Here is a 20,158-nt window from a genome sequence, read left to right on the forward strand (position 1 = left end):
AGCCTGTTGCGTTTTCGGCGAAAACGACTGAACCGAAGTACCAAATCAGTCTCGATCGCCGCCGTTTGTCCGCCAGTGGCCATCTCAGCCGTGATCGATCGATCACGGTCCGTGGTGGGCGTAATTTTGCAACAGGCTCCTATCGAGGTGAACAGTCCGTTCGCTTCACCCCGATTGGCGAGGCGGTACCAGGTCGCTCCCGCTGGGGCTGTCTGCGGAGCCTCCAGGCAGAACGAGTCCCAAATTGGGTTCTATAGCGCCGAAAAGTGCTCACGGGTCCTGAGCGGCCCGAATCCGTCTCGCCGTGGTGAGTTGCGCGCCGGGTGGTCTTGACAGTGCCCGAAGGTGTCGCATTGGTCGCGCTGGACCAGCTGTGGCCTGCGGTGCTCTTGCCGCCCGCGCTGGCGCTCGGCGCGGTGCTGAGCCGGTTCGTGCACCACCGCCTCGACGGCCCGCTGATGCGGCTACTGGTGCAGCTGTTCGCGATCGCCTCCGGCGTCGTGCTGCTGTTCACCGGGTGAGCGCATCGTCGAACGGCGAACGACCAGGACGGGCTCCGGGTTGGTGATCACCTGCGGAGTGGTCTCCTGCTTGAGATTGGCCAGCAGGAGTGCGACGGCGCTGGCCGCGGCCTGCCCGAGGTGGAGGTCGATGGCGGTCAGCGCGGGAGTGCAGGTGCGGGCGTGCAGACCGTCGTAGCGGGTCGCCACCATGACGTCCGCCGGGACGCGCAGCCCGCGGTCGGCCAGCGCCCGCACCACGCCCACGGCGAACGCATCGACGGTCGCGCAGATCGCGTCGACCTCCGGGTGCTCGTCCAGGAGCGAAGAGGCGGCAGCGCACCCCGCCTCTTCGCCGCCGGATTCGTCGGCCGTGATGATCAGCGGCGCCATCCCGTAGCGGTCGGCGAACTCGCGGTAGGCGTCCACCGCGTCCACGTACGAGTTGCGGTGGCTGCTGCCGACGAGCAGGGCGATGTGGCGGGCGCCCTGCTCGCGCAGGTGGTCCAGCAGCAGCCGCCCGACGAGCGGCGCCCGCAGGTCGACGTGGGGGAGATCGGTGCCCTGCTGCCTGGCCAGCGTCACGATCGGTACGCCGCGGGCCTGCAGGCGCTTGGTCGTCGGGTCGTCCTCGTCGGGTTCGACGACGATCGCGCCGTCGATGTCCAGGGAGTCCAGCGGCGGGTCGGACTCCACCGGCGGGACCAGGACCAGCGCGAACCCGTGCAGCAGCGAGGTCTCGGCGGCGGCCGCGGCGACCTCCATGAAGAAGCCCAGCCGGGACGGGCCGCCGGCCACCGCGACCGGCATCGACGACACCAGGCCGATGGTCCGGGACTGGCCGTGGCGCAGCCGTTGCGCGCGGAGGCTCGGGCGGTAGCCGAGCTCGGCGGCAACCTTCGCCACCCGCTCCCGCGTCCGCGGATCGACCTTGCCGATCCCGTTGAGCGCGTGGGATACCGTCGTCCGGGACACCCCGGCCGCCCGTGCCACGTCGGCGATCGTCGGCCGCACCGCTCCCGGCATTACCATCTCCTCACGCTCGGACACTCGGCGGATCTTGCCGGACCGGGTCGATGTTTGGCCAGACCAGGCTGTTTCCATGCTCGTCCTGCGTGGCGGTGCGGGTGGCGGCCCCCTGCGGGAATTACGGTCGCCGATCCCCGACTCATGAATACAAATTCGCCACGCCGGGGTCTGGCCTCGCCAAGAGCCCCGACGGGTTGGTACAGCCTGAGAACCCGAGGCGGTGGCGATCTCGGCCAGGAAGGCCACCGGCCGCCGCACCGCCTCCGGAGGCGCAGAACCTGCGGAAGCCGCGGAAGCTGAAGAACACCGTGACCACACGGTGGGCACGGTGCCGCCGGCGATGACCCGCCCAATCCGATGGGACTGCATCGTCGAGCGGTACGACCAGTGATCAAATACGCTACCGCGATCCGTGCGGGCACCGTCTCCGTCGAGGCGATCCTGCGGCGGCTTTACCGGTCTCCGGCATCACCGGGAAACTGGCCCGTCGTCGGATGATGGCCGACGGCGGCCACTGCGGCGACCCTGGCGTGATCACGGCTTACGAGAAACAACTCGTGGGCCCAGCGGTCGGCTCCGAGCCTCCGAGTCGGAGCGAGACCGATGCCCCTTTTCTTCTATTGCCCGGGCGAAAGGGGCACACTTGTCGGGCTTTTGTGGCGGAATGCCGTGTTGGCTGGCAACATCGCTCCGATGTCGCGTGCGCTACGCCGAATGCGCGCATGACGAGAAGCGGTGAGGGGCGATGCTTGTTCAGGAACGTTGGTTTCTGCTGGCGGCCCCACAGTTCCGGAGGACACGGACGAGGTGTCTTGGCTAGAGTTGCCAAACGCGCTCAAGACGAATCGCCCAGGTGGGGCCGGAGACCTTTACTCGTGTAACAGCGGGCCGACTCGACACGCCACCGTAGGCCGGTCTGGCGGAGGTCCTGGTGTTCTGCAATGAACTCCGCGATCAGCGATGTGGCCGGTCGATCTCGGCCGCGAAGAAAGCCGACGCCGCCTTGAGAATCGCGTTGTCACGCTTGAGTTCCGTATTCTCCCGGCGTAGCCGTTGCAACTCCGCCGGCTCTTCGGACGTTACACCCGCACACGCCCCGGTTTCGATCTCGCTGTGGCGAACCCATCTGCGCACCGTCTCGGCTGTCCCAGCGGCCGGCAGATCGGCCAGCGCCTGGATCGCCGACCGCTGCGGGGCGTGCTCCTCACGAGCCTCGGCGAACATCCGCACAGCCCGCTCACGTCACTCCGGCGGGTACTTCGTCGAACGAGACACGATTCCCTCCTTCTCAACAGATGAAATCTGGGGACACGCCGGGGCGGCTCAAGGCTTCCTCGTCGCTGGTTTGAGGGTGGGGTGGTGGTGATGTTTTCGTCGATCATGGTGCCGGAGGGGGTGAGGCGGCTTTTTCAGGTGTTGACGGGTGAGGATATGACGGATGCGGATGAGGGTGGGTTGTTCGCGGTGGCGGATGCGTTGGAGTCGGGTGCGGTGGGGGTGGGGGAGGTAGGGGGTTTTGTGGCGGAGTTGGTGGGGAAGGTGCGGACGGAGTTTTCGGGGAAGGCGGCGGATCGGTTCGCGGGGGGTTTGGAGGTTTTCGATGGGTTGCTGGCCTCGGGTGAGGGGGCGTTGCGGGAGTTGGCGGTGTTCGTGCGGGATCTGGCGCGGCAGGTGCGGTATTTGAAGTTGGTGACGATTTATGGTTTGGAATTGTTGTTGTTTGAGATGGCGTGGGCGGTGTATTGGGCGGGGGCGACCGGTGGTGCGTCGATGGCGTGGCTGGCGGCGCGGATGGCGGTGATGCGGTTTTTGTTGTCGCGGTGGTGGGGTCAGTTGTTCATGCGGTTGGCGATGGCGGCGGCCGGTGGTGTGGCGTTCAACGTGGTACCGGATCTGCAGGCCCAGTTGCAGATGCTGGGTGAGAAGTCCAGTGACAAGTGGGACGGGAAGCTGACCGAGCAGGCGGCGGGGATGGGGGCGTTCTCGGCGTTGGTGTCGCTGCCGTTGTCGGCGGTGGGCGGTCTAGTGGGCAACGCATTGACGAAGGTGCTGGTGCAGGGGCTGGGCGATGAAGTGGACGCGGCGATTCTGGAGGCGGCGGTGAAGAAGGCGGTGGCCGAGCACGCGGAGTTGTATCCGGTGTCGGCGATGGCGAAGTTCGCGGATGTCGTGGCGGAGCATCTGGATGTTTATGCGGGGATGTCGGTGCGGGGCATGTGGTTGGCGCGGTTCGGCGAGTGGGTCGGGGAGGCGTTGGAGAATGCGTTGTCGGAGTTGCTCGGGGAGGTGGGGTATCTGGCGGCCACGGGTCAGGAGGTGACCTGGAACCCGTTCTCGGTGACGGCGGGTGCGTTCGAGACGGTGTTCAGCGGCCTGGGCAATCTGGCGGGTTTGGCGTGGCGGGGCAAGCTGCACCCGGATGGCCCGAGCCCATACCTCGACGGCACCGGCCGGGGGGAGGGCGGCAGCGACGATGGTGGCGGGTTTGATGAGGAGAAGACCCCGCTGCTGGGGATAGGGTCCGGGTCGCAGACAGGGAACCCCCTTGGCTCCCCGGGCAAGGACAGCACGTTCGATTCCTCGGATTCCTCGGATTCCTCGGATGTGTCTGGTGTGGACTCTGTTTTCTCGGGATCGGATACCGGGTCGGTGGATTCGGCTGCGGTGTCGGTGCCTTCTGGTGATGACCTGGTGGTGTCCGGTTCCCCTCCGGTGTCTGCTGTTGCGGTCGGCACGGACGGCAAGGGTGGCACGGACGGTAAGAGGGGTGCCGATGGCGGTGTGCCGGGCGGGACGCCGGCTCGTGGTGTTCCGGTCGTGCCAGGTTCCGGGCAGGACCGGCCGGGCACACCGCCACCCGCATATTCCGATGGGGCACCGGGTTTCGGTTCAAACCGGCCGGTGACGCCGCCGCCGTACAGTCCGGTTGCCGGTGACGATCAGGCCGCGCCCGGGAAGCGGCCGCTGGAGGTGCATACCTCGAAGACACAGGACTCTCCGGCGGTGACCCCACATGCTTCTGGTGTGCCCGCGGATGCCGCGCGACCGGAGGCTGTCGGGTCCGGGTCTGTTGTGGACTCCGACGGTCGTGTGCCCGCGGATGCCGCGCGACCGGAGGCTGTCGGGTCCGGGTCTGTTGTGGACTCCGACGGTGGTGTGCCCGCGGGGCATCCGGCGTCGCCGAGTGGGATGACCGGCCGCGATGGGGATCCCGGTGCGGACTCGGTTGCGGGGCGTGGGGATTCGCATCGCCAGGATGGGGCTGTGGTGTCGCCGGATTCGGCGACACTGTCGGGGGAGGGGGCGCAGGCGGCGCCGTCTCTGCATCGGGATCCGGCGGCGGTGCTGCCGGTGGGCTTGCCGGCGGACACGGTGCGGGTGCCGGTGCCCGCGGATGTGGTTGCTGGTGGCGGGTTGGCGGAATTCGTGGTGCGGGGCGGTGTCGCGGATTCCACGGGCGGGCCTGTGCTGCTGGTGTCCCACAGCAATCCGAATGCGGGTGTGGTGGTGACGCCGGGTCAGGGTTCGGAACTGGCGAAGGATATAGGGCGCAACGTTGTCGCGATGACGCAGAGACAGGGCAGGCGCGGGCCGCAGTTCACGGTGTTCGCTGCGGATGGTTCTCGTCCCAGGCCGCTGGCCGGGCCTGGTGCTGCGGTGCTGGCCGGCGGGAGTGGGGGCGTGGCCGGCCTGGCGAAGGCCTCGGCAACGGTCCCGGCCGCCTCCGGTGGGAAGACGGTGGCCGGAGATGAGACGACGGCTGCCCGGACGGTGTCTGCCCAGGAGAGGTCGGGGGCTGGGGAGGTACAGCCCGCGGCGATCACACACGATGTCGGGGCGGGCACGGTGCGGGATACCGGTGGGATACCGGTGGAGAAGTGGTCGAAGTTGGATCTGGACCGCGAGATCGCCCGGGCGAAGAAGCTGGGCTTGTCCAGCGACGAAAAGGAGGCGGCCGGACAGATTGTGTGGCTCGCGCATGACGTCCAGGGGTTGGCTCGTGCGGATGCTGTCGTGCCGCTGAAGGATGTGGTGGCGCTGGTCGCGGCCAAGCGCCGCGAGCTCGGCGATGATCACCAGGACCAGGTGGTGGAGTTTTCCCGGGCGCTGGCGGACAGGCTGGGTACGCGGGGCAGCGGGCTGAGAATCCGGGCCGGGGCGGGACCAGTACGGCTGTCCGATGTGGATTCCGCCCCGGTGCCGTTTGGTGAGCTGATGCCGCTGGAGCGTCCGGTGGATGCGAAGTGGGCGTCCTGGTTCGACGCGTGGATGGGCAAGCGTTCCGAAACCCGACCGGTCCAGACCTGGTACATGCAAGGGGACACACGTGTGCCGCTGAAGAATGTGGTGGGTGGGCGTGTCGTGCTGGGCCCGGCGGGTATGGAGGGGCTGTCTCGGGAGGGGCGCGCGGCGGTTACCGCTTTTGAGACGGCGACAGGACAGCACGCGCAACCACTGTTCGCTGATGTTGATGGTCGCGATGTTGAGGCGTTCTTGCGGGTGTTGGACTGGCTGGGCGTGTTGGGTCATGTGCTGGTGGTGCGGAAGAAGACGCAGCCGGAGGCGGTGGATGCCCGGTACGTCATGGGGGAGTACGCGCAAGGGGAGAGGTCGCGTAGCGCAGCGCGGCTGGAGGACTTGCGGCGGGCGTTTTTCCCGTTGGATGACATTTCGGAGTCGGATGAGTTCTACGTGCATGTGGTGGATCCGGTTGGTGTTGGGGTGGCCTACGGGGTGGTTGATCAGGGGTTGTGGCTTCGGGGTCGTGATGTGGAGTGGGGTGGGTTGTTCGAGGTCCTGGATGGGTATGGGCCTGCGGAGTTGATGGGGCTGGTCAACCCGGGGGTGCGCCGGCACCAGTATCTGGCTCAGGCGTTGGGGGTGGATGAGGCCACGGCGCAGGTGTGGCGGATGTGGTCCTACCTGCCCGAGGGGTGGCATGCCGAGGCGTTGCGCCGCGTGATCATCGGGTCGGTGGTCAGCACCTACGGCGGGCGGGAGGAGGTCAAGAGTCTGGTCAAAGACCTGCTGCCGGACGGTCCGCCGTACGAGAAGCGGTTGTTGCGTGCTCTGGGGCAGTTCATGGTGGGCCTGGCCGATCGCCGCCGTCGGCTGGGGAAGTGGGGCGAGGAAGGGCGTGACACCCGCAGCGCGGCTGATTACCTCGCCGAACTGCGGCAAGAGGTGGCGAGGCTCGGTGGCCTGGACGAGGTGGTGCGTGCCGGGAGCGAGCCCGACAGCCAGGTGCAGGTGCGGGTGCTCTACGGTCCGCCACCGCAGCGTGCCGGTGTGTCAGGCCGGCAGCCCAGCCGGCGGGAGCTGAACGTGCTGCACGAGTTGGTGCACGCTTTGGACGGTCGTGAGCTTGACTACCTCAAGCGCTTCCTCGGTAAGGACTTGGGCGTCGCCGGGGTGATCGGCGCTTCTCAGGGAGACGTGCATGCGTGGCTTCGCGGCCGTCCCGGTGATCGTGCGGTGGTTCGTGGGATCTTGCTGGACACGTTTGTCGCGGCGTTCGGCGGGCCGGAAGGGGCGGTCGCGCTGGCTAACCGGTTGCGGGAGCTGGGCCTGGGCCCTCTGAAGCAGCTGGGCCTGGAGATGGCGTCGAAGAGGGAGCTGGACCGGGGCGTGCAGGTGGCCTCGCAACGGCAGCCGGACCCGGAAACCGCGGAGAGGGTTCTCCGTTTGCTGCCCATGGAGGCTTGGTTGGAGTGGACTCTGGGCGGTCTGTTGGACTACGTCGCCGTGGGTGCTGTTCCGGCGGGAGCCTCGGATCAGGAATTGGTGCGCAAGCTCGGCACGGCCCGAGCGGCCTTGGTAGCCGGAGTTGACGAGTCCACGGCTCAAAAGTGGCGGGACGGCAGCAAACCCGCCCCGATCCATCTGCGGCGGATGCGCGAGGCTGCCCGGCTCCCGGGCTCGGAGGTGGTGCGCTACCTCGGTCCGGGCCGAGCACTCGAGGTGACCGACACCGACTTCGACTGGTTTCCTATAGACGAGTCGGATGTATGGAAGTGGCTGGCGGGCGTCCGCGAGCCCCCGCGGGGGAGTCTGAGAAGCTGCGTCTGGCTGTTCTGCGGGCTATCCGGGATGGGCTCGTCCCGCCAGCGCCGTTCAGGCTGGTGTGGAGTGAGAACGCGATACGGGAGGCTGAGCGCCGTCTCGCGTGGGCCGATGCCACGAAGGGAGAAAAGTTCCCGTCCGACGCATCGGAACAGTGGAAGAAGGTGAACTATCCAGTACCGCGTCTGCGCCACGCATCGCGAGAGGTCATCGATGGACTGGGGAAGTCGCTGAAGGCTTCGGTCAACTACATCGTTGTTCAGGTACTGCTCGGCAATGAGGTCGCGAAGGCCATGGTGCGGGGCTCGGGCATCGTGATTCCTGACCCGGGTCCTGAGGCGGCCACGGAGTTGCTGGAACAAATCGCCGACAGCCTCCGCGCCGCGAAAGGCATGCTGCACTCTGGTGTGTTGCGGCGGGTTGTGGGAGGTGCGGCGAGTGAGCACTTCCAGAAGGCCACCGGGAGTGTTGTCCCGCAGCTTCGGCTGACCGATGGCCCCGATGCCATGCGGGAGTTCATGGAGCAGAGGGCGGGGGACGACGTTCATTTCCTTGTGCTGAGGGTGCCGCCGGCGGACTCGCAGGATGTCCCGCGGGCAGAGAGCTCGCAGGATGTCCCGCGGGCAGAGTATGTGAACGGCAACGACGCGAATACGTTCCCGACCTCTGGTGACTTCTTTAAAGGCGGGCAGGCGCACTATTTCGTGGACGCGGTCCAGGGTGATGGCACAAGGATCGATCCCGCGTCGAAATTGAAGTTGGGCGTGATGGCGGACGCGGGCGATGCCGTGGCTTGGTGGGCTCAGCCTGCCGGACTGCGCGCCTCCGCGGGGGGCAGCGATGGCGATGGTTCCGCAGCGCCCGCGTCGCGGGGGGAGGGTTCGCAGCCCACGGCCGCCGACATCATTCTGGGTGGGCCGGTGCAGGTGGCGTGGCTGGATGGCCAGTTGCCGCGAGTGGCGGAGTTGCTTGATTTGCCGGAGTCCGTGCGGCTGGAGCGGCTCGGTAACCTCGCCGGGATTGCGGAGGTGGCCGAGTTGGCGGGCCGAATGGAGCAGCATCTGAAAGCGATGCGGCGGGGATTCGATCCGGGCGGTGAGTATGCACGGAACGTCGAAGCTGCGAAACGCATGGTACGGCAGGGAGCCTGGACCTCAACGGAGTTGCAGTGGGTCAAGGACAGGTTGCCTGGGATGCGGAAGGTCGAGGAGAAATGGCGCGGCCTGGCGCGCTCGTTGCGTCGTGCTGCTGCGGATCGGGAACTGCGAGGGTTGAGCGATCAAGCCAACGCGGGGTTGGAGGAATTGTCTGGCCCGGAAAGGGCAGACTTGTTAAACGACGCATCCAAAAAATTGGGGGCGCCATCTAATGGCTCGTCGCGGGCTGTAAGCGTGATGGCCTATAACATGATGCTTGGCGTCGGGGACAGTGAGATCGCGCAGGTACGGAACACGCTGGCCCGTATTTGGGTGGACTTGATGGCTGTGAGTGCGGGCGCCGGGCCCGAGCGGGGGAGGGGCCCAGGTGCGGGGCCCGAATCGGTCGGAGATGCGGGCGCGGTGCCCGCGCTGCGTGGGGATGTGCGGTCGGAGCCCACTAGGGATGCGTCGGGTGATGCGGCGACCGACGACACCGAGAGCGTCTTCGACGAGACGAAGCGGGCAGCGTTGCTGGAGCGGCTTTCCAGGTTGAGCGGCGACGACGGGGTGCCGTCTGCGAACCCAAGGCCTGACGGTGGTGTTGTCTCGGCGGAGGGCGGCGCTGTTTCGCAGGATGGTGTCGCTGCCTCCGTGCCGGACAGGCAGGACGAAGGTGCAGTCGTCGAGCGGACCGTGCCACATCGCACGGTGGATGATTTTGAGGCTCGGTGGGCCGGCTATTTGGCTGCCAATGGGGAGTTCGGTGATCAAGTTGGATTGCGGGCGGCGGCGGCCGTGCAGCAGTGGATGGGTGAGCGTCCGGAGGGGGTTGCGGGTCGGGGGCCGTCGGTCGACGAGCAAGAGCGTCTGTGGGATTCGATCACCCGTGCGGTGAGGCTGGAGATCGCGCGCCGTGTCGAATTCAACGGCTTGATCAATGCGCTTCGTAATGACCTTGCTGAGCGGACTGATACCGCGGTGGAGCGGTGGGCGGAGCGGATCGGCGAGGCCGCGGATCGGGTGGAGCAGTGGGAGACGTCCGCTGACCCGGCGTCGGTAAGGATCCTCCACGGAGTGGCGGCGGCGATGCTGGAGCCGATGCCGCAGGCGGAGCCGGGCACGGTGGACAATGACGTGCACGACGCAATTCGCTTAGTGCTGACCGAACTGCTGACGGGTGTGGGGGAGACACGGGAGATAGCGGATGGTCGCGACATCGCGGAGTTGATGAATGCGCTTTGTGACGACTTTGCGGCACTGCTTGATATTCCATCAACAGATCCTTCGTGGCGGCGTAGTCGGGCGAAGACCGCTTCGTGGTTCGATCCCGAGCCGGTTCCCTTGCGACGTGACCAGTGGGAGAAACTGCGGCAGGCTAAGCCGGACTTCTCGGTTCGGTCCGAATTGTGGGAAGTGGCGGGTCACAGCACCCCAAGGTCTATCGTAGGCGACGAGCAGTTGGTGCGATACGACGTGCGGCGGATCAAGGTGAAGGGGCGTTGGGTTCAGGAGTACACCCTCAAATTTTTCCTGGAAACCGACTCGCTTATGGGGTCCATCGATCGCGCGACGTGCGTCGAGAAGGTACGCGCTGCGGCTGATCGGTATTTCAACCAGGGTTACCGGTTTCCGTCGGGCGAGCAGTTCCATGTGCGGGTCGAGTTCCCGGACGATCCGGAAAATGCGCACCAGGCGATCTCCCAGGACAGCAGCATGCAGGTGAGCCTCCTGAACATGGACCCCGTGGGTTCCGATGCGGAGCTCGCCCGGATCTTGGGGCTCTACCTGGGAATTCTAGATGAAACCCCGCAACAGCTTTGGCCCGGGTACGATGATCGGGGTGTGTTCCATCGGGACGACATGCCGGTGTCCAAGAACCAGCGGATCGCGATACCGCGCCGAAACCGGGTGTATGGCGACGAAAGCGTGATGTGGTTGGGTAGTCGTGGTGGTCGGCTGTTGCCGCGGCATCTGGCGCAGTTGGAAGAGAGCACGCGCGCGTACGGTTTCCGTCCGGGGTCGGCGGATGCGGGTTCGCCGACGCTTGCCACCGTCCGACCGGAGGAGTTCGGGTCGGTGGCGCAGTGGCGGGCTCGAACGTTGGACAAGCTGTTGTCGCAGAAGGACATTGATGTCGACTCGGTGATGGATGCGTTGCGCTCGGTGGGGGGAAAGCGGGTCGCAGTCGAGGGACTGCACCGGGCGTTCCAGGCACATACCGGTCGGGAGCTGGATTCGGCGTTGGCCGATGTCCTCGGCGGGGAGGATGCCGCGTATGCGGCACAGTTATTGCGAATGCAGCCTGATTCCCCTGACACCGGTGATCCTGAGCCGCCGTTTACCTCGGTGCCGCCGGGACTCGGCTACATGCCGTACCACCGGCGGGATGTGTTCGAGTACGCGGCTGCGGTTCGTGGGCACGTGGCTACAGGTTTGGGGGCGTCCGATCCTGTGGTGCGGGAGCAGTCTTTCGAGGCCGCGATGCGCCTGATGCGTGCGCTGGACCGTGAGCTACGCAAGATTTGGGCGGTGCAATTGGCTTACAAGACCCAGTTCGGCTCGGACTTGCGAACAGACTTGATCCAGCTGCGGAGTGATTATCACGAAGCGATCGGGAACGTCTTGGGTGACGTCATTTCGCGGGCCACTTCGATGGAGCAGATAATCGGGTGGCACCAGAAGCTGAAGAACACCACCACATTCGAAAACTATTCCCTTGGCAGGACGCCGGTTCGTTATGATCACCCCGAAAACGGCTGCTGGCTCCGAGCGCACGCCTGGGTGATGGACCTGGTGCGAATGGGCGCCTCGCCGATGAAGATCTTCGTTGCCCGCACCGAACCTGCTCTGAGCTTTTATTCCCCATATGCAGAAAAGGCGTTGCCAGGCACTCCCGCGAAAGTGGAATTTCGCTATCACGTCGCGCCGATGGTCACGGAGCATACCCGTTCCGGGCCGAGGTCGTGGGTGCTGGACTGGGCCATCAGTGCCAACAGCGACGATCACGATGCGCGTCCGCTGACGGTGGACGAGTGGCTCCGTCAGATGGGTGTCAACGCCCATGACGAGTCCGTTACGTACTATGGCGGTACGGCGGAACAGATACAGCAGCAGTTCACCGACGACTGCAGAACCGGGCCGTCGCGCACATATGACGGCGGGAGGGTGATTCCCCAAGGTCGGGCTATCGTCTTGCTCGCGCCCGCGCACTTTTATTGGCTTCCGCATCCAGAGAAACCGAAGGCAATCCCGAGGGATCTTTTTGAGGCCGATCTCTGGTTTCGGGGTGACGAAAGCCGCCTCATCGCGATGAACCGCACGGCCGAACGGCGTGCCGGGCAACGCCTGGAGGAGGCGCCGGGTGTGTTCGCCGCAGATGGTTCTCGTCCCAGGCCGGTGGGCGGGCCCGGTGCTCCGGTGCCGGCCGGTCTGGCGGACTCCTCGGCTGCTGTTCCGGCCTCCGGTCCGCAGGCGGTGGCCCCGGAGGCGACATGGCCTTGGGCGGCCTCGGCGGCCGGGGGCCCGCAGTCTGCGGCCACCACACGCGATGGCGAACCAGCACGGCTGTCCGATGTGGATTCCGCCCCGGTGTCCTTCGGTGAGCTGATGCCGTTGAGGCCTCGGGTGGATGCGTGGACGGGGTCTGAGTTGGGTGGCGGCGAGGTGGAGTACGTGCAGGGTGGGTCACGGGGGTCGTTGCCGGATGTGGTGGATGGTCGGCGTGTGGTGTTGGACGCGGAGGATTTGGCGGGGGTTTCTCGGGAGGGGCGCGCGGCGCTGGAAGCTTTCAGGACGGCGACGGGAGTGGCTGCGCGGCCGAGGTTGGCCGATGTTGATGGTCACAATGTCGTGGCGTTCGCGCAGATGCAGGACTGGTTGGGCGTTGCGGGCCATGTGGTGGTGGTGATGGAGCGGGAGACGACGTGGAGAGCCGGCAGGGGGTGGTCGTCGATTCCGGAAGCACCGGTGTTGGTCGAGAAGGGCATCGACGCCTGGTATGTGATGGGCGAGTACGCGCAAGGGGCGAGGCCGGATAGCGCCAAGCGGCCGGAGGACTTGTGGGACCCGCTGACCCAGGGGTCGCCGGCTCATTTGGGGGTGGTGCCGGAGCATCTGGATCCGAACGGGGTTTTGCCGCAGGGTACCTGGTTGGAGAAGATCGGCGAGTCGGTGGAGTTCTTCGTGCATGTGGTGGATCCGGCTGGTGTCAGGGTGGAGTACGGGCTGGCGGATCAGAGGCTGTGGCGTCGTGGCCGTGAGGTCGAATGGGGTGGGTTGTTCGCGGATTTGGAGGATGAGGGGCGGCCTGCGGTGTTGATGAATATGGTCAACCCGGGGGTGCGCGAGAGCCGGTATCTGGCTCAGGCGTTGGGGGTGGATGAGGCCACGGCGCGGGTGTGGCGGATGTGGTCTTACCTGCCCGAAGGGTGGCATGCCGAGGCGTTGCGCCGGGCGATCATCGGGTCGGTGGTCAGCACCTACGGCGGGCGGGAGGAGGTCAAGAGTCTGGTCAAAGACCTGGTGCCGGACGGTCCGCTGTACGAGGAGCGGTTGCGTGCTCTGGGTGAGTTCATGGTGCGCCTGGCCGATCGCAGCCGTCGGCTGGGGGGGTGGGGCGAGGAAGGGCGTGACACCCGCAGCGCGGCTGCGTACGGCGAGGAGCTGCGGCAAGCGGTGGCCTTCTTCCGTGGCCTGGACCAGGTGGTGCGTGCCGGGAGCAAGCCCAACATCCGGGTGGAGGTGCGCGAGCTCGGCGGTCCGGCACCGCAGCGTGCCGGTGTGTCAGGCCGGCAGCCCAGTCGGCGGGAGCTGAGCGTGCTGCATGAGTTGGTGCATGCCCTGGACGGTCGTGAGTTTGACTACCTCACGCGCTTCTTCGGTGAGGACGGGGACGTCGCCAAGGCGATCGGCGTTTTTCAGGGAGACGTGCGCGAGTGGCGTCTTGGCCGTGGCGGTGATCGTGCGGTGGTGCGTGGGATCTTGCTGGACGCGATTGTCGCGGCGTTCGGCGGGCCGGAGAGGGCGGTCGCGCTGGCTGACCGATTGCGGAAGCTGGGCCTGGGCCCCCTGAAGGGCCTGCAGACGGCCTCGCAGGGGGAGCTGGACCCCCGGAGGGGCGTGCAGGCGGCCTCGCAGGATGGGTGGGCGCGGACTCTTGGCCATGTGGTGAAGTACGTCGCCGGGGGTGCTGTTCCGGCCGAAGCCTCGGATCAGGAATTGGTGCGCCACCTCGGTCCGGCCCGGGCGGCCTTGGTGACCACAAATACCAAACCCACGGTTCAGGAGTGGCTGGACGGCAGTAGCCAGCCCAGCGAACTCGCTCTGCAGCGGATGCGCGAGGCCGCCCGGCTCTCGAGCTCGGAGCTGGTGCGTTACCTCGGTCCGGGCAGAGCAATCGAGGTGACCGACCGCGACGACGTGCCTGTAGAAGAGCAATATGTATGGGAGTGGCTGGCGGGCGTCCTCGAGCCCCACGCGGAGCGAGCTGGGAAGCTGCGCCTGGCTGTTCTGCGGGCCATCGCGGACGGGCTCCTCCCGCCAGCGCCGTTCAGGCTGGTGTGGAACGAGAACTGGATACGGGAGGCTGAGCGCCGTCTCGCGTGGGCCGATGCCACGAAGGGAGGCGAGTTCCCGTCCGACGCACGGTCACAGTGGAATGCGGTGAACTACGTCTTCCGGAGCCTTCGCGCTCGTTGGGCTGGCCCAGTTCCGCCTCTGCGGCCAGAATCGCGAGAGGTCATCGATGGACTGGGGAAGTCGCTGAAGGCTTCGGTCAACTACATCGTTGTTCAGGTACTGCTCGGCAATGAGGTCGCGAAGGCCATGGTGCGGGGCTCGGGCATCGTGATTCCTGACCCGGGTCCTGAGGCGGCCACGGAGTTGCTGGAACAAATCGCCGACAGCCTCCGCGCCGCGAAAGGCATGCTGCACTCTGGTGTGTTGCGGCGGGTTGTGGGAGGTGCGGCGAGTGAGCACTTCCAGAAGGCCACCGGGGGTGTTGTCCCGCAGCTTCGGCTGACCGATGGCCCCGGTGCCGTGCGGGAGTTCATGGAGCAGAGGGCGGGGGACGACGTTCATTTCCTTGTGCTGAGGGTGCCGCCGGCGGACTCGCAGGATGTCCTGCGGGCAGAGTATGTGACGGGCAACGACGTGAATACGTTCCTGACCTCTGGTGACTTCTTTGAAGGCGGGCAGGCGCACTATTTCGTGGACGCGGTCCAGGGTGATGGCAGAAGGATCGATCCCGCGTCGACGTTGGAGTTGGGCGTGATGGCGGGCGCGGGCGATGCCGTGGCTTGGTGGGCTCAGCCTGCCGGACTGCGCGCCTCCGCGGGGGGCAGCGATGGCGATGGTTCCGCAGCGCCCGCGTCGCGGGGGGAGGGTTCGCAGCCGACGGCCGCCGACATCATTCTGGGTGGGCCGGTGCAGGTGGCGTGGCTGGATGGCCAGTTGCCGCGAGTGGCGGAGTTGCTTGATTTGCCGGAGTCCGTGTGGCTGGATCGTAACCTGGCTGCGGTTGCGGAGGTGGCCGAGTTGGCGGGCCGAATGGAACAGCATTTGAAGATGATGCCGCGGGGATTCGATCCGGGCGGTAAGTATGCACGGAACATCGAAGCTGCGAAACGCATGGTACGGCAGGGAGCCTGGACCTCAACGGATTTGCAGTGGGTCGCGGACAGGTTGCCTGGGATGCGGAAGGTCGAGAAGGCCTGGCGCGCCCTGGCGTCCCGGACTGGCGAACAAACAACGCTTAGCTCTGTACGCCCTGGTCAGGTGCTCGGGTCTTGATGTTGATTCCGCTGTCGTCGGTGTGGACCAGATGACCGGCCGTGAGCGCCTCCGGTGAGGAGAGCTGATCCGCTACTTCACGCTCGGATCGGACGATCGGGATCGGCTGAGCCGGTCGGCACGCGGCGTCGGGAACCGCTTGGGCCCTTGCGGTGCAGTTGTGTGCGCTGCCCGGGGCCCCGATGACGACCCCGACCAGCAGCTAATCAGACGCGGGGCCCCGCCTACGCCCGGGCGGTCCCGCCTACGCCCGGGCGGTCCCCGCCACCGATGTCCGGACGAGGTCCTGACGCCCGGGGAGTCCGTTCTGACGTGCTGTTGACGGCCGGGTCCGGGTGCTCTGGTAGAGAAGAGACATGGCAGGTGCACAACCCCGGAAGCGGAAGGGGGAGACAGCAGAGCGGACCGCGGCGGCGACCCGACCGGTGGCCCGCGTGCTGGTCGACGTCCCGCTGCCGGTGCACCTGGACCGCCCGTTCGACTACCTGGTGCCAGACCGGCTGGACGCCGAGGCGGTGCCGGGCTGCCGGGTGCGGGTGCGCTTCCGGGGCAAGCTGGTCGACGGCTACCTGTTGGAGCGCAACGAGACCACCGACTTCCAGGGCACCCTGTCCTGGGTCGAGCGGATCCCCTCCCCGGAACCGGTGCTGAGCCCGCAGCTACTGGAGTTGGCCCGCGCGGTGGCCACCCGCTACGGCGGGATGCTCACCGACGTGGTGCGCCTGGCGATCCCACCCCGGCACGCCGCGGCGGAGAAATCCGCCCCCCGCGAACCCGGACCACCGCCGCCCAGGCCCACGGCCGGAGCCTGGGCCCGCTACCAGCACGGAACGTCCTTTTTGGACGCTGTGGACGCGGGGCGATCGGCTCGGGCGGTCTGGCAGGCATTACCCGGCGAGGACTGGCCCACCCGCCTCGCCGAAGTCGCCGCCACCGCGGCGGCGGCCGGACGCGGCGCGCTGATCGTCGTACCCGACCACCGAGACCTGCAACGACTACAAGACGCCTGCACGGCGCTCCTCGGGGAGGAAGGCGTCGTCGCCCTAGCCGCCGATCTCGCCCCGTCGATGCGCTACCGCCGCTGGCTGGCCGTGCTGCGCGGCGCGGTGCGCGTCGTGATCGGAACCCGCGCGGCGATGTTCGCCCCGGTCCACGACCTGGGCTTCGCGGCGGTCTGGGACGACGGCGACGACCTGCACAGCTACCCGCAGGTGCCCTACCCGCACACCCGCGACGTGCTGACCCAACGCGCACACGCGGCGGGAGCGGCGCTGATCGTCGGAGCATTCGCCCGAACCGCCGAAGCGGCACTGCTGGCCGAATCCGGTTGGGCGCACGAACTGGTCGCGCACCGCACGGAAGTGCGGGCAGCGGCGCCGCGGGTGACCGCGATCGGCGAAGACGACACCCAACTGGCCCGCGACCCGGCGGCGCGCGCAGCGCGGCTGCCGTCGGTGGCTTTCGAAGCGGCGCGAGCCGCGCTAGGCGCGGGAGCGCCGGTGCTGGTGCAGGTGCCGCGGCGCGGCTACGTGCCGGCGCTCGCGTGCGGCGACTGCCGCGAGCGAGCGAGATGCCGCCGGTGCGCGGGGCCGCTGGCGCTGCCGGGAGGCAGCGAAGACGGAGCGCCGAAGCCGACGGCGTGCAGCTGGTGCGGAGCCGCGGAAGCGGCGTTCAAGTGCAGCTCCTGCGGCTCGCGGCGGCTGCGCGCCGTAGCGGTCGGCGCCAGCCGCACCGCGGAGGAGCTCGGGCGAGCGTTCAGCAACGTGTCGGTGCGGACCTCCGGTGCGGGCGAGATCTTGGCGAAGGTGCCGGCGAAGCCGGCGCTGATCGTGTGCACCCCAGGTGCCGAGCCGGTCGCCGAAGGCGGCTACGGCGCGGCGCTGCTGCTGGACGGCCGAACCCTGCTGGGCCGCCCCGAGCTCCGCGCGGCCGAGACGGCGCTGCGGCTGTGGTTCGCGGCGGCAGCGCTGGTCCGGCCCGCCCGCGATGGTGGGCGGGTGGTGGTCATGGCCGATTCGTCGCTGCAACCGGTGCAAGCACTGGTGCGCTGGGACCCGGTGTGGTTCGCATCCCTGGAACTCGCCGAGCGCGCGGAGCTCGGCTTCCCGCCGGCCCGCCGCGTCGCCGCGGTGGACGGCAAGCCGGAGGCGATCGAGGCCCTGCTGGATTCGGCGGACCTGCCTGCGACCGCCGAAGTCCTCGGCCCGGTGCCGCTGGGTGAGGTCGACGAGGACGGCAGTTCGGAGCGGGAACGCCTGATCGTCCGCGTCGACCGGTCCGAAGGCCGAGCCCTGGCGGGCTCCCTCCACGCGGCCCAAGCCGTCCGGGCGGCCCGGAAGGCCGCAGAACTCCAAGTCCGCATGGATCCCCTGGAAATGCTGTAGGGCTGATCATTCGGCTTCCAGAGCCAGACTCAGCACCTCGGCGGCGACGGCAGCGTGCGGTTTCGGCCGCACGGCTCGACTTGCACGTTCGTCACCAGCGTGTCGTCTTGCCGCGAACCGTAGCGGTAGCCAGTGAACTCCACGGTCCGGTACCTCCTCATCTCCTTCGGTAGCTCAAGGACGTTTCCGGTGCCGTGCACGTCAACGAGATCCTTGAATTCGGCAGCATTTGCTGCATTGGGGGCTCTCCGCATCTGATGGGATCTTGTAATCACGCCGCTACGTATGGTGTACACGTCGCGGTGATGGTGTGTCGCCATTCGGGGCGAGTGGATCGGGAAGCGACGCAGCGCGAGCGGCTGGGGAGGCCAGGTCTCGTGAGTGTTCGTTCCGGTAAGAGCCGGAAGGAGCACTCACGAGCTGTTCAGGCACGCAGGTGGTGCCGCCTGGTCGGCTCGTCGAGGTCGCTGGGGTCGTCGGGGTCTGTGGTGGGGAATCTCGTTGGTATGTGGGGATGTTCGCTCCTGGCGTCCGGTTCTTCGGCGGCGTGGGTTTCGGCTTCGATGTCGGCTATGAGGTGCCAGACCGCGTAGGCGCCGTCGCCGCCTCGGCGTGCTGGCCCGTGGAGAACGCGATGTCTCTGGTCGGCAGTTGGGTGGTGAGCATGGCGAGGATCAGGAGGTTGAACAGGACGAACGTGCCGAGCTGGATCCAGAACATCGGTGGTTCTCCTTCGGTTGGGCGAGGGGTGTCAATTTCGCGAGAAATTGGCGTTCACCCGGGTGACGGTCAATTTCTCGCGAAATTGCACCGCCCCCGGGTGGTCACAGGCGGGTGGTGGGGTGTGCCGGCAGCGCATGCAGGTGTCTTCGCGGATCCAGTGCACTTCGGACCGATCGTGCACCTCCGCCGCGCCCGCTTCCGCTCCGCGGAACCGAAACTCAACCATGTCGCCCATCGTCGGCGACCCGCTGCGCGCGCACAATCCTCGCCGGGCCGCGGCCAGTAGGTCTGCCGTTCTGCCCGGGTGGTTGGAAAATCAGTGGCCGGATTTTGGGGGTGTGCTGGAACGACTGGCCGGGCGGTCCGATCGAAGGTGCCGAGCGGGGCGACGTCGAACACGCGGCGACCCGCGAGGAATGGCTGGCTCAGTACTCGTAGAGCCGCGCGCCGACCGCGGCCGACGGCGCGGTCTTCCGGTCGGCCGGGGCGGAGATCCGGTTCGGATCGCCGTCCGAGGTGTAGCGGCGATCCGGGTCGGCGGCGAGCTTGTCCAGCCACGCCGTGGAGCCGTACTGCGCGTCCTGACCGGTCGTGCCCTGCGAGCGGATCCGGGGCACGTTGGCCGGGTCGAAGTCCGCCGACCACGGCGACGGCGCGGGATTGGAACCGACCAGCATGACGCTGTCGTGGTGGTAGTCGACCCCGTCGGCCGAGCCGTCCGCCGCCAGCCGCTCGTTCTTCGGGTGCACGCCCAGCGGCAGCGCGATCGACCGGACCTGCACGCCCGGCACGGCACCGGTGATGAACCGCTGCATCCCGGCGATCTGGTGCCGCACCTCGGCATCCGGGGTGCGGCCGAGGTTGGCGTGGTCGAGCGTGTGGTTGCCGATCTCGAAGCCGTGCTCGTGCAGCCAGGCCAGGGTGCGCCGACCGGTGGGTTCCTCGAACGGCGGATCGTTGACGTAGCAGGTCGCCACCGGGCGGAAACCTGGATGCGCGGCGGCGACGTCGAGCAGGATGCGGATGCCGGTGCCCGCCGCCGGCTCGCCCGCACCGTCCAATGTGAACTGTCTGATCGAGCCGTCGTCGAAGGTGAGCACCACCGGGTGCTTGCCGGCCGGGACGTCGCTCCGGCCGGTGGCGTATTCGGTTGCGGTCACCGGCACGTAGTCCTCGGCGGCCAGCCGCTCCAGTTCCGCGCGGAAATCCTCCGGTGTGCGGTCGTAAACGCTGTTCGGCGTGGGGGTGATCCGGTGGTACATGAGCACCGGGACGTCGCCGAGCTCGTTGGCGCGCACCGATTCCGGTGCCGGCAGCGGGGGTGGAGCGGGCGGTGGAGCGGGAGGTGGCGCGGGCGGTTGGACGACCGCATTGGGTTGCGCCGGGCCGGTTTCGCCGCTGCACCCCGCGCAGACCGCGAGCAGGACCGCCGCCGTCGCCACGCCGCCGACGCGAACGTTCCGCATTGCTGATCGCATCCCCACCAACGTAGAAGATCGGCTCCCTACTGTGGATACTCCAAGTGGTCATT

9 protein-coding genes and 1 pseudogene are annotated in these 20,158 nt (G+C 67.5%); 4 read left to right on the plus strand and 6 right to left on the minus strand.

Annotated features, from left to right (window positions below):
- Positions 1–335 precede the first annotated feature (335 nt).
- Entirely contained in the window at positions 336–521 is a 186-nt protein-coding gene (locus DL519_RS40905; protein WP_190822919.1) for a hypothetical protein, read from the plus strand.
- Here DL519_RS40905 and DL519_RS40910 read toward each other — a convergent pair.
- Positions 465–1,526 carry a LacI family DNA-binding transcriptional regulator gene (locus DL519_RS40910; RefSeq protein WP_190822921.1) on the minus strand — a complete coding sequence of 354 codons (1,062 nt, stop codon included), beginning with the start codon at positions 1,524–1,526 and terminating at the stop codon, positions 465–467. The two genes, DL519_RS40905 and DL519_RS40910, sit on opposite strands and share 57 nt — an antisense overlap.
- Positions 1,527–2,418: 892 nt before the next feature.
- Positions 2,419–2,753 (minus strand): annotated as a pseudogene (locus tag DL519_RS47870) (IS3-like element IS987 family transposase); the annotation flags it as partial.
- A gap of 141 nt (positions 2,754–2,894) precedes the next feature.
- On the opposite strand from DL519_RS47870, the gene DL519_RS40920 reads away from it, so the two are divergent.
- The 3 genes from DL519_RS40920 (at position 2,895) to DL519_RS40930 (ending at position 17,904) form a co-directional block, all read left to right on the plus strand.
- A complete protein-coding gene (locus tag DL519_RS40920) occupies positions 2,895–7,760 on the plus strand; it encodes a WXG100-like domain-containing protein (RefSeq protein ID WP_190822923.1) in 4,866 nt (1,621 codons plus the stop codon).
- Complete coding sequence (locus DL519_RS40925; protein WP_190822925.1) at positions 7,757–15,520, plus strand: protein-glutamine glutaminase family protein; 7,764 nt, start codon at positions 7,757–7,759, stop codon at positions 15,518–15,520. Before DL519_RS40920 ends, DL519_RS40925 begins: the two co-directional genes overlap by 4 nt.
- Before the next feature lie 356 nt (positions 15,521–15,876).
- Positions 15,877–17,904 (plus strand): primosomal protein N', encoded by a 2,028-nt coding sequence (locus tag DL519_RS40930; RefSeq protein WP_190822927.1) that lies wholly within the window; start codon positions 15,877–15,879, stop codon positions 17,902–17,904.
- A 29-nt stretch (positions 17,905–17,933) separates the two neighbouring features.
- Here the strand turns inward: DL519_RS40930 and DL519_RS40935 are convergent, their stop codons facing one another.
- The 4 genes from DL519_RS40935 to DL519_RS40950 form a co-directional block, all read right to left on the minus strand.
- Complete coding sequence (locus tag DL519_RS40935; protein ID WP_190822929.1) at positions 17,934–18,104, minus strand: hypothetical protein; 171 nt, start codon at positions 18,102–18,104, stop codon at positions 17,934–17,936.
- 370 nt (positions 18,105–18,474) lie between these two features.
- On the minus strand, positions 18,475–18,624 hold the full coding sequence (locus DL519_RS47875; protein ID WP_223840086.1) for a hypothetical protein: 150 nt from the start codon (positions 18,622–18,624) through the stop codon (positions 18,475–18,477).
- 31 nt (positions 18,625–18,655) lie between these two features.
- Positions 18,656–18,862 (minus strand): hypothetical protein, encoded by a 207-nt coding sequence (locus DL519_RS40945; RefSeq protein WP_190824657.1) that lies wholly within the window; start codon positions 18,860–18,862, stop codon positions 18,656–18,658.
- Positions 18,863–19,052: 190 nt separating this feature from the next.
- Positions 19,053–20,093 (minus strand): polysaccharide deacetylase family protein, encoded by a 1,041-nt coding sequence (locus DL519_RS40950; protein ID WP_190822931.1) that lies wholly within the window; start codon positions 20,091–20,093, stop codon positions 19,053–19,055.
- Positions 20,094–20,158: the final 65 nt, after the last annotated feature.

Origin of the sequence: Saccharopolyspora pogona, from assembly GCF_014697215.1 — a bacterium.
Classification (GTDB): domain Bacteria; phylum Actinomycetota; class Actinomycetes; order Mycobacteriales; family Pseudonocardiaceae; genus Saccharopolyspora; species Saccharopolyspora hattusasensis.